At 48.9% G+C, this 16,247-nt stretch carries 14 protein-coding genes; 11 read left to right on the top strand and 3 right to left on the bottom strand.

Going from position 1 to position 16,247, the window contains the following annotated elements; all coding sequences use genetic code 11:
* The first annotated feature begins 44 nt into the window (after positions 1-44).
* Positions 45-1,934: a methyl-accepting chemotaxis protein gene (locus ACQY6I_RS05785; protein ID WP_428240522.1), complete on the top strand. Its 1,890-nt coding sequence runs from the start codon at positions 45-47 to the stop codon at positions 1,932-1,934.
* A 176-nt stretch (positions 1,935-2,110) separates the two neighbouring features.
* Here ACQY6I_RS05785 and ACQY6I_RS05780 read toward each other — a convergent pair whose 3' ends face one another.
* Together ACQY6I_RS05780 and ACQY6I_RS05775 are read right to left on the bottom strand one after the other, a co-directional pair.
* Positions 2,111-2,845, bottom strand: a complete 735-nt coding sequence (locus ACQY6I_RS05780; RefSeq protein WP_428240521.1) for a pteridine reductase — start codon at positions 2,843-2,845, stop codon at positions 2,111-2,113.
* A complete protein-coding gene (locus tag ACQY6I_RS05775; protein ID WP_428240520.1) occupies positions 2,830-4,062 on the bottom strand; it encodes a multifunctional CCA addition/repair protein in 1,233 nt (410 codons plus the stop codon). Before ACQY6I_RS05775 ends, ACQY6I_RS05780 begins: the two co-directional genes overlap by 16 nt.
* Positions 4,063-4,414: 352 nt before the next feature.
* Between ACQY6I_RS05775 and ACQY6I_RS05770 the strand changes: the two genes are divergently transcribed.
* From ACQY6I_RS05770 to ACQY6I_RS05730, 9 genes are all read left to right on the top strand, one after another.
* Positions 4,415-4,732 carry a c-type cytochrome gene (locus ACQY6I_RS05770; protein WP_428240519.1) on the top strand — a complete coding sequence of 106 codons (318 nt, stop codon included), beginning with the start codon at positions 4,415-4,417 and terminating at the stop codon, positions 4,730-4,732.
* 46 nt (positions 4,733-4,778) lie between these two features.
* A complete protein-coding gene (locus ACQY6I_RS05765; RefSeq protein ID WP_428240518.1) occupies positions 4,779-5,444 on the top strand; it encodes a hypothetical protein in 666 nt (221 codons plus the stop codon).
* A gap of 75 nt (positions 5,445-5,519) precedes the next feature.
* Positions 5,520-5,975, top strand: coding sequence for a transcriptional regulator NrdR (gene nrdR / locus ACQY6I_RS05760; protein WP_044616850.1), 456 nt, complete (start codon positions 5,520-5,522; stop codon positions 5,973-5,975).
* On the top strand, positions 5,972-7,054 hold the full coding sequence (ribD, locus tag ACQY6I_RS05755; RefSeq protein WP_428240517.1) for a bifunctional diaminohydroxyphosphoribosylaminopyrimidine deaminase/5-amino-6-(5-phosphoribosylamino)uracil reductase RibD: 1,083 nt from the start codon (positions 5,972-5,974) through the stop codon (positions 7,052-7,054). The genes nrdR and ribD overlap by 4 nt, the downstream gene beginning before the upstream one ends.
* The gene (locus ACQY6I_RS05750; protein ID WP_428240516.1) at positions 7,054-7,722 is read left to right on the top strand and encodes a riboflavin synthase; all 669 of its coding nucleotides are present in this window, start codon (positions 7,054-7,056) and stop codon (positions 7,720-7,722) included. Before ribD ends, ACQY6I_RS05750 begins: the two co-directional genes overlap by 1 nt.
* A 16-nt stretch (positions 7,723-7,738) precedes the next feature.
* Entirely contained in the window at positions 7,739-8,854 is a 1,116-nt protein-coding gene (ribBA, locus tag ACQY6I_RS05745; RefSeq protein ID WP_428240515.1) for a bifunctional 3,4-dihydroxy-2-butanone-4-phosphate synthase/GTP cyclohydrolase II, read from the top strand.
* A 44-nt stretch (positions 8,855-8,898) separates the two neighbouring features.
* Entirely contained in the window at positions 8,899-9,372 is a 474-nt protein-coding gene (ribH, locus tag ACQY6I_RS05740) for a 6,7-dimethyl-8-ribityllumazine synthase (RefSeq protein WP_428240514.1), read from the top strand.
* Positions 9,373-9,831: a transcription antitermination factor NusB gene (gene nusB, locus ACQY6I_RS05735; RefSeq protein ID WP_428240513.1), complete on the top strand. Its 459-nt coding sequence runs from the start codon at positions 9,373-9,375 to the stop codon at positions 9,829-9,831.
* A gap of 3 nt (positions 9,832-9,834) precedes the next feature.
* Positions 9,835-11,169 carry a deoxyguanosinetriphosphate triphosphohydrolase gene (locus ACQY6I_RS05730; RefSeq protein ID WP_428240512.1) on the top strand — a complete coding sequence of 445 codons (1,335 nt, stop codon included), beginning with the start codon at positions 9,835-9,837 and terminating at the stop codon, positions 11,167-11,169.
* A gap of 24 nt (positions 11,170-11,193) precedes the next feature.
* Here ACQY6I_RS05730 and ACQY6I_RS05725 read toward each other — a convergent pair whose 3' ends face one another.
* Positions 11,194-11,658, bottom strand: a complete 465-nt coding sequence (locus ACQY6I_RS05725; protein ID WP_428240511.1) for a protease complex subunit PrcB family protein — start codon at positions 11,656-11,658, stop codon at positions 11,194-11,196.
* Positions 11,659-12,172: 514 nt separating this feature from the next.
* Here ACQY6I_RS05725 and ACQY6I_RS05720 point away from each other — a divergent pair.
* Positions 12,173-16,171 (top strand): DUF1592 domain-containing protein, encoded by a 3,999-nt coding sequence (locus ACQY6I_RS05720; RefSeq protein ID WP_428240510.1) that lies wholly within the window; start codon positions 12,173-12,175, stop codon positions 16,169-16,171.
* The last annotated feature ends 76 nt before the right edge of the window (positions 16,172-16,247 follow it).

The raw sequence follows: 16,247 nt of genomic DNA, 5'->3' as shown, positions 1-16,247 counted from the left end.
CTATACTAAAATTAGAATGACCTAAGTAGGCAGGGGCAATAAAAATGACGTTACTTCGAAAGATCTTAATGGCAAGCTGCTTCACCCTTATCATAGCTGCTTGTATATTATCTGTTATCTCAATTTCTGTTATGAAATCACAGCTCATCAGTAGCCTAGAAGTGACAATGAACAGTTATGGAAACAGCAGTGCCAACCGAATCAGCACATGGTTAGACGACAAGAAACAAGTACTCAAAGCGCTGAAAGAAGCCATTGAAGCAAAACCAAATGATGATGATTCCATCACTCAAGCACTTAAACAGACGCTCACTGCGGGCGATTTAATTAGCACACTATACGGTACAACTAATGGCGATGCTTACCGGGTAAATGGGAAAAATACAAAAGAAGGTTACAATCCAACTGTACGAGATTGGTATAAGTTAGGAGCCCGCCTCAAAGGGCCTGGCATTAGCAAACCTTTCCTAGGCTCCAGCACTCAAGTGTACATCGCTTCTTTAGTTGATCAGGTGGTCGTAAATGGCAAGTTTGCTGGGGTTGTTACAGGGAATGTCCCGCTAGTAGGTATTAATGAAGTAGTTGCTACACTAAAAGTACCTGGCGAGGGCCTGGCTTTCATTGCGTCTAGTGATGGCGACATCATCTCCTACCCGGATGAAACGTTTAACAACAAACCCCTCTCCGATTTAAAGTCAGACATTACTACAGCGACCATTGAATCAAATGTCACCTCTCAGTCGTTATCCAATGTTGTACTCAACAATACCGAATATCTGATGTCTTCGGTGAAAGTCGCCGGAACAGACTGGTCCTTGGTCTTGCTTGGCAACAAAGATGTCTTAATGGCACCAATTAAAAACCTTATTATTTATCAAGTTATTGCAGTCGTTATTTTAATCGTGCTGTCCATCATCTTGTTAACCATTCTGATCCACTTTTTGTTAAAAGATCTTTTAACGGTCTCCAATGCATTAGAAGACATTGCACAAGGCCAAGGTGATTTAACCGTTAAAATTAATACATCCAGTCGAGATGAAGTGGGCAAGCTTGCATTGAGCTTTAATAACTTTGTTTTAACGCTCCGAGGTATTATTAAAAAGATAGACGACTTAAGTAACGTTTTATCTGACCAATCCACTTCCAGTGCTCAATCGGTAGCACAAAGCACCAGCCGTTTGAACACCCAACAAAATGAAGTTATTTCCGTCGCCGCTGCTATTGAAGAAATGTCTGCAGCTACCCAAGAAATTGCAAGGAATGCAGAACAAACCGCTCAACGAGCATCTGAAACCGTCACAATCAGCGGCAGTGGTCGGCAGCTCGCAAGCGCCAGCTTAACGTCTATCAATCAACTTGCTAAAGAGATCGAGGAAGCAAGCAGAGTCATTAGCGAATTGAGCGAACAAGGCAGCAAAATTAATACAATTGTGAGCACCATTAGTGGTATTGCAGAGCAGACAAATTTATTGGCTCTTAATGCTGCCATAGAAGCTGCACGTGCAGGTGAACAAGGTCGTGGATTCGCGGTTGTTGCAGATGAAGTAAGGGTGCTGTCTCAGCGGACACACTCCTCTACGGAAGAAATTTCCACCATGATTACCGCCTTACAAACGATGACATCTAAAGCGGTTAACGTAATGCACCTTTGTCATGATCTGGCGAGCACGAGTGTTGACGACACAAACAAGTCTGGTGGAAGCTTTGAAGAAATTGCCACTGCGATTGATCATATTAGTAATATGACCGTACAAATCGCCGCTGCCTCAGAAGAACAAAGCAGCGTCATAGGGGAAATTGGCCAAAATGCGCAAGCCATTCGTGATGTGTCATCACAGTTACAAGATGAAATGGACGCAGGCTCCAAACAAGCGCAAAACCTGAAAGAACTTGCCAATTCTCTTCGTCAAGAAGTGGCTAAATTTAAGTTATGACCGCTCAATTGCTGTGCCAACCGGTATTTACGCAGCGGAAATCAGTCGGGTTATGACTGACCGGTGTGATGACAGGGGATGTCTGGGATGTGGTAAAACCAGGCAGGTCATGATGTAAACGCTCACTACTGTAAATTCTGCGGCACTTCGCTGGATCCATTGGACCCTGAGTCAGCTTACTGACTCAGGGTCCTGCCTCCGTCCACCGCCAGGATCTGACCGGTAATGTATTGTGCCTGATGACCGAGAAACCATACTGCTTCGGCGATATCGATGGCGGCACCGGTTCGTTTCATCGGCACCTTTTCCAGAATGTTCTGCTTCGCCTGATCACTCATGGAGGACTCCTGTTCAGGCCACAAAATGGCTCCCGGGGCAACGGCATTGACCCGGATATCGGGCGCCAGTTCCAGAGCCAGAGACTTGGTCAGGGCGATCAGTCCTGATTTTGCCATGCTGTAGATATTGTGTTCGTGCAGTGGTCGTATTCCGTGGATATCCACCATGTTGACGATGCTGCCTTTGTTTTTTTTCAGTTCCGGATACAGTGCCCGGCTGAGAAAAAAGGGTGCCTGCAGGTTAATTTCCATCAGGTCCTGCCATTGTGTCAGGTTGGCATCGATAAACGGTGTTGCATAGAAGGTGCTCGCGTTGTTGACCAGAATATGCATTTCCTGAAAAGCAGCAACCGCCTGCTCGGCCATCTCATTGATCTGGTCCGGATGATTCAGATCAGCCCGAACTAACGCCGCGCTTTTTGGGCGCAGGTGGTTGAGGGTATCCACCAGTTCCTGGCCCCTGCGGGTCGATCCGGAGCAATGAATAACCACGTTGTAGCCTTCTTTGTGAAAATAGCGGGCGGTTTCTGCACCAAGGCGTTGGGCTGCCCCGGTAATCAGGATGGTTGCCAAAGTATTTTCTCCTGTTTAACACTATTAATGCGTTGGCGCCGGATTTCTTCGCCAAGTTGTTTACCCTGGTAACCGGCGTCCATTAAGGCCTGGGTATTAACGGTTTTAGAAGCCAGATAGGCGCGATGGAAGCAATCTGCCTGCGGATAGGCTCTGCTCTGCCATCCGGAGCGCCCCTGGAAATCGGCCGTGCAGCAAAGCAGGAAATTCTCAAACACCAGTGGATTTTGGTAGGCTCCGAACGCCTGTAAGGTATCGACAATGGTGCTTGCCTTGAGTTCCCGAATCCGATGGCAGTGGGTGTGATATCTGGCGACTTTGGTCGCGAGACTCTGATAGGCATTCGGTACTTTAAGCCGCTTGCCCAGTGCTTTGACCAGTCGTTCCCCGGTCTCTTCATGGCCATGGTGCCGTGGCAGTATGTCACTGGGAGTCAGTCCTTTGCCGAGATCATGGCACAAGGCCCCATAGCGAACGATGGGGTCCTGGGAGAGCGCGCAGGCCTGCTTCAGTACCATCATAGTGTGAATGCCGGTATCCACCTCCGGGTGCCATTTCTGTGTCTGTGGAATGCCGAACAGACGGTTGAGTTCCGGTACCAGTATATCCAGCGCCTGTACTTGCCGTAGCACTTGCCAGAAAACCCATGGTGAGCGCTCGGTGAGGGCCCGCTGAATTTCCTGCCATACCCGTTCAGGTACCAGTGTGTCGAGTTCACCGGATTGTGCGATTTCGCGCATCAGTATCAGGGTTTCATCGGCAATGCTAAAGCCAAGGTGATCGAATCTGGCAGCAAACCGGGCGACTCTCAATACTCTGAGCGGGTCTTCGCGAAATGCTGGCGATACATGGCGCAGAACTTTGTTTTCAATATCCTGCCGGCCGTGATAGGGGTCGACAATATTGCCTTGCTCATCCTGTGCCATGGCGTTGATGGTCAGATCCCTGCGCAGCAAATCGTCTTCCAGTGTGACGGTAGTGGCGAAGTTTACCTCGAAGCCCTTATAACCCTGTCCACTTTTTCGTTCGGTTCGGGCCAGGGCATACTCTTCGTGGGTCTCGGGATGCAGAAAAACCGGAAAATCAGCACCAACCTGCTGAAACCCCTGACTCAGCAAATGCTCAGGGGTGGCGCCTACAACCACCCAGTCGCGATCCTTGACCCTCAGGCCAAGTAGCTGATCCCTGACAGCGCCACCAACAAGATAAGACTTCATAAACACGGATTTCATTCATTTGATTATCGATGACCAGCATTATATCTGATATTCGAGGATTTTCTGTGCACATGGCGACGATCTGGTGAAAATTCATACCACAGACGTGTTGTGTCATTAATTTGAGAAAATTTGATCCCAGACAATGACATATTTTTATGTTTCTATATAAGTCTGATTTTGTTGAGGCGTGTAGTGAGAAACTGAAACGGAAAAATATGTCGTTTGAAAACCGTTTGTGTTGAGCTGTTCTTGCAACCCTGACCCGTCTTTAATCATCGACCTGACGAATTACAGTCTGGCGTATCCAAAAAAACAATCCAGCTACTTTCGTAACAATTTGGAGATCTGAATGAAAAAGTTATTTGCTGCAATTGCTCTTTCCCTGATGGTTCCTGGTATAGCATTCGCTGCTGGTGATGCGGCTGCCGGAAAAGAGAAAGTGACCTCTTTGGGATGTGTCGCCTGCCATGGCGCCGATGGAAAGTCCGCCGTAGGCATATACCCCAATCTGGCCGGGCAACAGAGTATGTACATTGAAAGCTCTCTGAAAGCCTTTCGTTCACAGGATCGGAAGGGTAACCAGGCTGCGTTGATGTATGTATATGCCGGCAAACTAACAGACCAGGATATTGCTGATCTGGCAGCTTATTTTTCAAGTCTGAAGTAGAATAAGTTTTTCCTTTAGGACCCCGCGTAGATGCGGGGTTTATTTTATGTGGTATCACATACTTGGATGGACCAGTTCCATGCTGTTTGTGCTGACCTGGTATGGTCTGGGCCAGCAGTTGCTGACTATTGAAAAACGGCGCAGAAACCGCCAGGTCGCCACTCAAAGTTTGTCTATCAATCAGTTTGCGTCCAGTTATTTCGCATTTTTTGCCAATTTTTTCTACGGCATTTCCATTGAGCCCTTCAATCATTATCTGGTCTGGACCCGTTGTGGGGCCCTGCTGTTATTGCTGGTCATCCTGTTCAGAATCTGGTTTGAGCGGAGGTCGTGGTGGAGCGCAATTACTTTCTGGAGTGGGTTGGTGATTCTGGTGTTGGGCTTTGTGTCTATGTTGTTTCGACCGTTTCCTGGATTTGCGCGACTGGGGGCGAATTCTCTGATGTTGGCGGTGACTGTTCTGTTGGTACAGGGAACCCTGCACCAGTGGTTGTTAATACGCAAACAAGGTGTGGTTGGGGCGCTCTCATTCTCTTTGTTCCGGACTATTCTGATTAAAGATATCAGCACATTGGTTTTTGCCCTTACTATCCCACTGACGTCTGCCTGGCCACTGTTATTACTGAATGGTTCGAGTGTGGTAAGCCGCAGCTTGTTACTGATTCAAATGGAAGTTCTACGGAAGCGGACCGATTCTCAGGTGGTCGAGTGAACAAATGAATATCGCGTGGCGGATATCAGGCCATAATAGTAGAATCCGCTGTTCTTCCGAATCAGGGAAAAAACCATGCACTGTCCATTCTGTAGCGCGACTGATACCAAGGTGATCGATTCCAGGCTGGTGGCAGACGGTGATCAGGTTCGCCGCCGCCGTGAATGTCTGCAATGCGGTGAGCGCTTTACAACCTATGAAACAGCTGAACTGGTCATGCCCAGAATCATTAAGACCGATGGTTCCAGGGAACCGTTCAATGAGGACAAATTGCGTTCCGGGCTGCACCGGGCACTGGAGAAACGGCCTGTGGGTATGGAATCACTGGAGGCAGCAATCAGCCGAATCAAACATAGCCTGCGAGCCATTGGTGAGCGCGAAATACGCAGTCGGACGCTGGGGGAGATGGTCATGGATGAGTTGAAGGCCCTGGATCAGGTGGCCTATGTGCGATTTGCCTCGGTATATCGCAGTTTTCAGGACATCAGCGAATTCCGCGATGAAATCGACCGACTGGAACAATCCCGGTGAGTCGCGATATCGAATTTATGGCTCAGGCGCTGCAACTGGCGCGTCTGGGAGTGTACAGTACCAGCCCGAACCCCCGGGTGGGATGTGTACTGGTTAAGAATGATCGGGTAATTGCTACCGGCTGGCACCAGCTGGCCGGAGGTCCTCATGCTGAAATTCACGCTCTGCGGGAAGCCGGTGTTGAAGCTCGTGGATCCACCGCCTATGTGACCTTGGAGCCCTGCAACCATACTGGCCGTACCGGCCCCTGTTCAGTGGCACTGATCGAAGCCGGAGTGGCGCGCGTGGTATGTGCGAGTACAGATCCCAATCCTCTGGTGGCGGGTGGTGGTATCGAGCGTCTGCGAGCTGCCGGTATCAGTGTTGAGAATGGTGTATTGGAAGCCCAGGCCAGAGCGTTGAATCCCGGTTTTATCAAGCGGATGACCAGTGGATTACCCTGGGTTCGGGTCAAGCTGGCGCAAAGTCTGGATGGCCGCACAGCTATGGCTTCCGGAGAGAGTCAGTGGATTACTGGTGCCGATGCCCGCCGTGATGTGCAGCGCTGGAGAGCAAGGAGTTGTGCGGTGCTGACTGGTTCTGGAACCGTCAAAGCCGATAATCCGAGTCTGACGGTACGGGAAAGTCTGATCGGTTTTAAGCCTGTCAGACAGCCTCTCAGAGTGGTTCTGGATCGGCAACTGAGTACTGACCCGTTGAGTCATGTGTATGATGACTCGGCACCAACGTTAATTGTCAGCGCAGTAACCGATGCTGGTGATTGCTATCCCGCGCGAGTGGAAACCTGTCATTTACCCTCTTCAGAGAGCTGGCTGCGGGAAGTCCTGATTGAACTCGGACGACGAGGATATAACGAAATTATGATTGAGGCCGGTGCGACGCTGGCAGGTGCTTTTATGGGGGCAGGTCTGGTTGACGAACTGATTGTCTATACTGCACCAAAATTGTTGGGCTCCGGCGCCCGGCCGTTGATGACATTGCCGTTGGTGTCAATGGCTGAAGCGGTAGCTCTCGAATTGACAGATCTGCGCCAGGTTGGGGTGGATATTCGTTTGATTTATCAAATCAAGGAACATTGATGTTTACTGGAATCATTGAGACCGTGGGTCAGGTTGCCAAAGTGCTCAAGAGTCCGGCAGGTGACCTGAAACTGACCATTAATGCCAAGGGGCTAGATCTCGAAAATACCCGGCTGGGTGACAGTATTGCTGTTAATGGTGTCTGTTTGACAGCCGTTGAGATTGGCAGCGACTGGTTTACCGCTGATGTGTCTTTTGAAACGCTGGAACATACGCGACTGGAACAAATACGCACTGGCGAACCTGTGAATCTGGAGCTGGCACTGACACTGGCTTCCCGGCTGGGAGGGCATTTGGTCAGCGGCCATGTGGATGGTGTTGGCCGGGTTGACCGTATCGAGGCGTCCGGGCGTAGTACCCGATATTGGATTCAGGCACCTGAAGCATTGCAAAAATATATTGCTCACAAGGGATCCATTACGGTGGATGGTGTCAGCTTGACGGTCAATGCGCTTGAAGCACAGAGCTTCTGCCTCAATATAGTGCCGCACACCATTCAACAGACTATTATCAGCAGCTATCGGGTGGGTTCCATGGTGCACCTTGAAGTCGACCTGGTTGCCCGTTATCTGGAACGATTACTGACACCAGCCGGATCCACAGAACAAGCTCAGCCGGGACTGACCCTTGAAAGTCTGGCTCGCGCCGGGTTTCTCCACCGAACTTAGTAGCAGGTTAGATTAAGTGACGTTAAACAGTATTGAAGAGATTATTGAGGATATTCGTCTGGGTAAGATGGTTATCCTGATGGATGATGAGGATCGTGAGAATGAAGGCGACCTGATTGTTGCTGCCGAAAAAGTCACGCCTGAAATCATCAATTTTATGGCTTCCAGAGCACGTGGGCTGATCTGTCTGACTTTGACCGGCGAACGTTGTGACTTTCTTGGGTTGCCCAGCATGGTTCAACAAAATGGTGCTGTATACGGCACTCCTTTCACCGTTTCCATCGAAGCGGCCGAAGGTGTCACCACAGGGATATCTGCGGCTGACCGTGCCCGCACGATACAGATTGCGGCGTCACCGGCATCCAAACCGGAGGATATCGTCCAGCCGGGGCATATTTTTCCATTGCGGGCACAGCCTGGTGGTGTGTTAAGTCGTGCCGGACATACCGAGGCTGGTTGTGATCTGGCCAGGTTGGCGGGATTATCACCGGCATCGGCGATTGTTGAGATCATGAATGAAGACGGCACCATGGCGAGGATGCCGGATCTGAAAAAGTTTGCTGCTGAACATCAGTTGAAAATAGGTACTATCGCGGACCTGATTCACTACCGGATTATGCATGAGCGATCGGTGGAGCTGATCGATGTCAGGCCAATGAATACTGCCTGGGGTCAATTTGAGATGCATATTTACCGCGATCTGATAGAGGGTGGCCAGCATGTGGCGCTGTCGATGGGGCAGTTTACCTTAGACGAACCGGCTTTGGTGAGAGTGCATGTCACTCAGGTATTGCGCGATGTTCTTGGGGTCGATTCGGAGCATGGGCATGGTTGGTCAATCCAGAAATCGCTGCAAAAGGTGGCTGCTGAGCAACATGGTGTCGTGGTATTGCTGGATATCAACCGCGGCCAGAATGTGCTGGCAGAGCTGGATCGTTTTCATTCAGAGCATCCGCCCAGGCGTGACCCAAATGCAGACAAATCGGGTGCCTACACAACCATTGGTACCGGTTCTCAGATTCTGCGCGATTTGAACATTGGAAAAATGCGGTTATTAAGCTCACCAATGAAGTTTGGTGGGATATCAGGATTTGGCTTGGAAGTTATAGAATACATTCCCTGTACCGAATAATGATCTGCACATTAAGCAGACGATTTTTATAAAAGGTTAACAACATGACGATAAAGACGACAGAAGGTAATTTTGCAGCAAATAAAGGCCGCTATGCAGTGGTGGTGGGTCGATGGAATTCGTTTGTTGTGGAAAGTCTGAAAGACGGTGCGCTTGATGCTCTCAGGCGCCATGGCATTGAAGATAAACAAATAGAAGTATTTTATGTTCCTGGAGCATTTGAAATTCCATTGGTTGTAAAGCGATTGGCAGATCAGCAGAAATTTTCTGCCATCGTTGCGCTTGGGGCCGTGATTCGTGGTGGTACGCCTCATTTCGAATACGTCGCTGGAGAATGCACTAAAGGGCTGGCTCAGGTATCTCTGAGCAGCGATATTCCGGTTGCTTTTGGGGTTCTGACGGTAGATAGCATTGAACAGGCCATTGAGCGTGCGGGTACGAAAGCCGGCAATAAAGGCGCAGAAGCAGCATTGAGCGCGCTTGAAATGGTCAATTTATTCAACCAAATTGGAGGCTAAATGGCCAACGATCATTCCCCAAGTCTTTCTTCGAAAAGGCGTAAGGCCCGGAAGCTGGCACTACAGGCTCTGTACCAGTGGCACATGGCGGAAACCAGTGTTTCCGCTCTGGTTGCCCAGTTCCTCGCTGATAACAATATGGAAAAAATCGATCAGGAATACTTTACCGAAGTGGTTCGTGGTGTTCCTGCAGAAAAATCTTCTCTGGATGACAAAATTATCGGTCACATTGATCGTGAACTATCCCGTTTGACACCGATAGAACTCGCTGTATTGCGGATGGGCACTTATGAGTTGCTGCACCGTTTGGATGTGCCTTACCGGGTGATCATCAACGAAGGTGTCGAATTGACCAAAGCATTCGGCGCCACCGATGGTCATAAATACGTGAACGGTGTGCTCGATAAGCTGGCCCAGGAACTCAGAATTACTGAAGTCTCCCGCGCGCCTTCCCGTTAGCCTATGACGATGCATTGGGACAAGCTGCTCACTACCGAACGCTACGGTCATGGTTTTATATCCGGTCAGGAACTGGGGCGGAGCCATTATCATAAAGACCAGGACCGTATTGTGTTTTCGGCTGCGTTTCGCAAACTGACCGGTAAAACTCAAGTGCATCCTTTGGCCATCAATGATCAGATCCACACCCGACTGATACATTCTATTGAGGTGGGCAGTGTCGGCCGGACACTCGGCATTAAAGTAGGTGAACGTATCGCCCGGGAACTGCCCGACTGGATTGAGGCTGACGATCTGGGTGTGATCGTACAATCAGCCTGTTTCGCTCATGATATCGGGAATCCGCCGTTCGGACATGCTGGTGAATATGCCATTCAGGACTGGTTTAAGCAGTCCCGCAATGCCTGGCTGACGGAACCGCTGAGCGAACCGGAACGGGCTGATCTGAAGAATTTTGAGGGCAATGCTCAGGGTTTTCGAATCGTATCGCAGTTGGAATATCACTTGTTTCACGGTGGTCTGCGGTTGACCTATCCTACCCTTGGAACACTGCTCAAATATCCATGGACGATCGAAAATGTCGATACCAAGGGAAAGTTCAGCTGTTTTCAGTCTGAACGTCTGATTTTAGACGAACTGGCGAGTAAGCTGGGTTTAATCAAAGGGAATAGGGGACAGTACAGTCGTCATCCTCTGTCTTATCTGATGGAGGCTGCCGATGATATCTGTTACGCGATTATCGACCTGGAAGATGCCGTTGAACTTCATATTCTCGATTATGAAGAAGTGAAACCCATCCTGCTGACCTTGTGTGGAGAGCGGCAGATGGAGATTCCGGAGTTACATGACGATGTGGCTCCGCATCGTAAACTGGCCGCTCTGAGAGGCCGGGCCATGCAGGCTATCATTGATTCCATCGTCGGTGCTTTTGAAACCCATTTGCCGGCTATTATGTGTGGCGAATTCAGTGGGGATTTGCTTGCGGCCGCCTCTGAGCATGTGGTGGAAGGAATGCTGCAGGCTAAGAGCCTGGCACGGAATAAAGTATTTCTGGATAGCGCCAAGACTGAAACAGAGCTGGGTGCTTATCACATCATCAGCACGCTGCTCGACGTTTTTATACCAGCAGGTTTTGAGCTATTTGAGAAAAAGGACAACCATGGTCTTTCATATCGAACCAAACGGGTTTTTGATCTGATGGGGGGAGATGCGCCCATGCCTCGTTGGTCTCTATATGAGATTTATCAGCGCCAGCTGGATTTTGTGACAGGTATGACCGACAACTATTCCGGTTATCTGGCCCGCCAGATCGGAGGTACGGGCCCTGGACTGGTTTGACCGCGACAGGCCCATTGTGCGTTTTTACTTAAGATTGAGTTCCAGTTTGCCGGCTTTTATCTTCGAATAGCCGGCTTTTTCTACACCAATTATCATACATGGCGTAGTCGCTATCTGGTTGTACCGTATACCCGGGGCAGGGGTAACGAATTCGACCGGCAATACCACTGTTTTTCCCTTGAGTTTGGATTGTGAGTTCGTGAGGACAATATCGTAACCATTGTTGCGTTGCCGGCCAGCTGCGACGACCACTGCCAAGTATTTTTCGAAATCAAAATTACTGAACAGATCAAGTTTCTGGTCGCTGGCACCAAAAGCATTGGCAAGTCCTGATACTTTGTTCAAGTCTTCTTTGTTATTGAATAGTTTGACGCTGGCTCTTTGCTCGCTGCACTGTTTTGAGGCGTAAAACATCTGTGTTGAAACTGTCTGGTTGGCGCATGATGTGAGAACCAGTAAAAAAGCTAATAATAAATATGCTAACTTCATAAAACCCTCTGTACCCTGAAGTTTTGACTGAAACGGAAACGAATATACCAGTCTTCTGATGCCGGTCGGATGACCATGACCAGGTAAAAGCGTGGAGTGCTGTAAGAAGCATCTCAAGGCTGCTGGAATTATGCATGATTTATTCAGAATCGTTAACCGATATGTCATTGGCTGTTTTTCCTTCCTGGAACAATTCCTCGTTATTTGGCCTGTTATCACACGTGAATGAATAGAAATGGAGTTAGGACAAAAGTGGTTCGATCAAGTGTTTCTGATCGTTGGTTTGATATTTGTGAAGGAATTCCAAATATTGTGAGACTTACATGGTGTGTCAGAATTTTTGGCGCGCCATTCTAGATATCTAGACGATTTCATGCCGGGATCACTTCTCAAAATTATTATTTATTTACAAAAAAGTATTTATGAGAACCATTTCAAGTACTCCAAATATATATGCCACTAACATTTTTCACTACTTGATAGTTTCGTATAAATTTCTTTCAGGACTCCCGATATGTACTGGATTCGATATACCGCCACACGGCTTGTGCTGCTAGGCCTTTTGGCCAGCCTTCAAGCCTGTGGTACAGATTCTCCCGATTTTAATGGCTCATCAGGCACAAATGATACTCCCTCTGACCAGGGATCCGGATCACCCAACAACGGTTCTGGTTCTGATGCAAACGATTTCCCAGGACGAGCATTGTACGCAGATCAGTGCGCCCTATGTCATGGCGACTCAGGTCAGGGGGTTGGGGTTAGTCCAAGTTTAAAGAATGTTAACCGTAGCTCTTTTATTTCTGAGACGGTTCAAACAATGCCTCCTGGCACGGCCGGTTCCTGTGGTCAGACCTGTGCTGAACAGATTGCTGATTATGTCATAGCTGGTTTTCCTGCGCCTAGCTCTGGAACCGGTAACAACGGAGGTTCCGATAATGGCGGATCTGACAACGGTGGCTCCGATAACGGCGGATCTGACAACGGTGGCTCCGATAATGGCGGATCTGACAACGGTGGCTCCGATAATGGTGGATCTGACAACGGTGGCTCCGATAATGGCGGATCTGACAACGGTGGCTCCGATAATGGCGGATCTGACAACGGTGGCTCCGATAACGGCGGATCTGACAATGGAGGTTCCGATAATGGCGGATCTGACAACGGAGGTTCCGATAATGGCGGATCTGACAACGGAGGTTCCGATAACGGCGGATCTGACAATGGAGGTTCCGATAACGGCGGGGACGCGTCTGCAGCAGTTATCTTCTCGGAAACGTTTGAAGATGTGGCTGCTGATACTCAGCCGCAGAGTTGGGATAATTTCCTAAGTTATAACTACAACACAACTAACACTAAAGACTATGGCACCTATGCCCTGGTGGATGACTCTGTTGCCTACAGCGGTACGCATTCCATTCACTTTAAAGGTAGTCTGGCGCAGATAGTTCGTAAATTGCCAGATAATACTCAGCATCTTCATCTGCGCGCCTTTGTCCGTATGAACAAGCAAATGGGTAATGTTCCGGGCGACAACCATGAGCACATCATGGGTATCAAGAAAACTCAGGATGCCAATAACGAAGTCCGTATTGGCCAGATCAAAGGGGTTTTGGGTACTAACGATGTTCCATCCGATAATATTTCACCCAAAGCCAATCAGTGGGAATCTGGCAAGGCATTGATGCCGAATACCTGGTATTGCGTCGAAACGGCACTGTACGCTGATACGGATTACGATGAAGTTCGTATGTGGGTCGATGGTGAACTGGTTCATAGCGTTACTTCCGATTCCGACTGGAATAACGGTGCTCTGGGCAAAGACTGGATGAGCGATAAGTTCAACTATGTCATGTTTGGTTTCCAAAGCTTCAGTGGTAACAGTGCTGATGTATGGATGGACGATATCGTTGTATCAACAGAAGCTGTCGGTTGTGATCCAATTGGATCAGATGGTGGCTCATCCGATGATGGTTCTTCCGGTGATAATAACAATGGTGGTGGAACATCCGGTGGTAATGTGACGAATGGCAAGATTCTTTATGATGATCAGTGTGCCATGTGTCACGGCAGTGACGGAAAAGGGCTGTATCCGATTGATGCAACAGCCTCTGTGTTTGGTGACAACCAGCAGAATCTGGTTGATTATACCATCGATACCATGCCGTATGGTGCTAGTGCCCAGTGTGTGGGCGAATGTGCTGCCGATACCGCTGCCTATATCCGTAGTTGGGTAAGTGACGGCTCAGGTTCAGATAACGGTTCTGGTTCTGACAATGGCTCGGGTTCTGACAATGGCTCGGGCTCAGACAATGGTTCCGGTTCTGACAATGGCTCGGGCTCAGACAATGGTTCTGGTTCTGATAATGGCTCGGGCTCAGACAACGGTTCTGGTTCTGATAATGGCTCGGGTTCAGACAACGGTTCTGGTGAAGATCTTTCCTGTGGCGATGTAACCTATGGACCGAGAAGTCTGCGCGTCCTGACCGATAATGAATTTGCTAATTCAGTAGAGGACTTGACCGGTATCAATTTGGTTCGGGATCTGGGACAAAGTACCTATGATGCGATTCCAACCGATAACCAGATTGATGGTTTCTCCAACAACGTCATGGCTTCTGTCGACACGGGTGCGATGCAGTCTTATAGCCTGGTTATCAATAAAGTCGTGGATAAACTGGCGCAGCAGAATTATGCCAGTATTATCGACTGTAGTGAATTTGATGATACTGCAGCATGTGCTGCCAGTTTCGTTGAGAATTTCCTTCCAAAGGTTTTCCGTCGTCCCCTGACTGCGGAAGAGAATACTGCTTATCAGACGTTGTTTACGTCCGACTATACCGCGGGTGATATCAATGAAGGTCTCAGTCTGGCACTGAGAACGGCTTTGACTTCTCCTCAGTTCTTGTATCGTGATGAAACCGGTGTTTCTGTCAAAGACATAGAAAGCGGTGGCTCTTCTGATAACGGTGATTATGAAGCTTCTGGAGAAGTACAGGTGCTGGTTGAAGCTCAGAATCCTGAAGAGGTCGCTCTATACAACCAGGCTGGTTTCGGTAATACCCGATTCACTGGTAAAGATCTGGTGGAAGTCACTGTTAAGGCAGTAAAAGGCAGTGTATGGCCTACGTTGTCCATCCAGGCCGACAATGACACTATTATCGGACAAGTTGAAGTGGATCACACTTACTATAAAACCTATCGTTTCTACAGTGATCAGGTTAAGAGTGATTACATTTACCTGGTAGCCAAGAATGCCAATACTGCCAATGTCCATGACAGCCGTAGTCTGACTATCAGTAGTCTGAAAGTATCAGCTGCCCAGATTTCTGTTCCGTCAACACCAGATGTGACTTTGGATGATGACGCTTATGTTCTCACGCCTTATCAGTTGGCTTCCTATCTGAGTTATACCTTCACAGGTTCTACACCTGATGACATGCTGCTGAAAGCAGCTGCAGAAGGTGGACTGGACACCAATGAGCAGGTGGCTGCCCAGGTGGAACGCCTGGTGAAAACTGATCGTGCTCATCAGCATTTTGGTAACTTCGCGGCGCAGTGGCTGCGGACGGATCGGGTGCTGGATATGGTCAAAGACTCAAACCTGTACCCAACTTTCACCTCTACTGTGCGTAAAGCGATGGCCGAGGAAGTGCGTGATGTTTTCAATCATGTGGTACTGGATCAGGGTGAACCATTCTCAGCACTGTATGACGGTAACTTCACATTTGCCAATCAGGCACTGGCTGATTTTTATGGATTTGGTGGCGTGGTCGGTAACAACATGCAAAAAGTGACCGGCATCAACAGCCGTGCTGGCTTGGTGACTTCTGGCGCATTCCTGACCGTTCATGCCCATGAGCAGGAAACCGGTCCGATTTTACGTGCCACATATTTGCGTAAACGCTTCCTGTGTCATGATGTACCAGCGCCGCCAACCGGTGTATCACTCAACGGTGATGACTTCGATAATGCTCGTGAACAGGCCAGAATCGAATGGGAAAAATACCTTGAGGAACACAATGGCCTGGCAACTTCCCGTAAGAAGTATGAGTTCCAGACATCTGCCAGCATTTGTCAGACTTGCCACGCGCAGATGATCAATCCATTGGGTGGTGGTTTTGAAGATTACGATGCTGTTGGTTTGCCACAAACTCAGGACTACAACGGTTTGACCATTGACTCTTCGGGGACAATGTATGGTGTATCCAGTTTGACGGATAGTGATTCAATCAGCTTCAACGGAGCTAAAGAACTGGCACACTCGATCGCTGATCTGGATGTGACCCGTCAGTGCTTTATCGACAATACTTTCCGGATGGCCATGGGGACCGGGTCAACTTATCTGGACCGGGCAATGAATATTGAGCTCTCCAACGATGAGGTCAATAACTACACCTGTGAAGTGCAGAAGCTGGACAACGTTATGAAGTCCAACGACAACAGCACCCTTGAGTTGCTGAAAGCACTCGGCACGATGGACAGCGTCCGTTACCGTAAAAATGTCGTACGTTAATGGCAAACCGGATATTGAAGAGGTCTAACATGAGTCATGAAAAACAAGCTGCGTTGATGCAACGTCGCAACTTCTT

The sequence above is a fragment of the Gynuella sp. genome, from assembly GCF_050297175.1.
GTDB lineage: Bacteria > Pseudomonadota > Gammaproteobacteria > Pseudomonadales > Natronospirillaceae > Gynuella.
The sequence above is the reverse complement of the archived record's forward strand: the minus strand, read 5'-3'. Positions and strand labels throughout refer to the sequence as shown.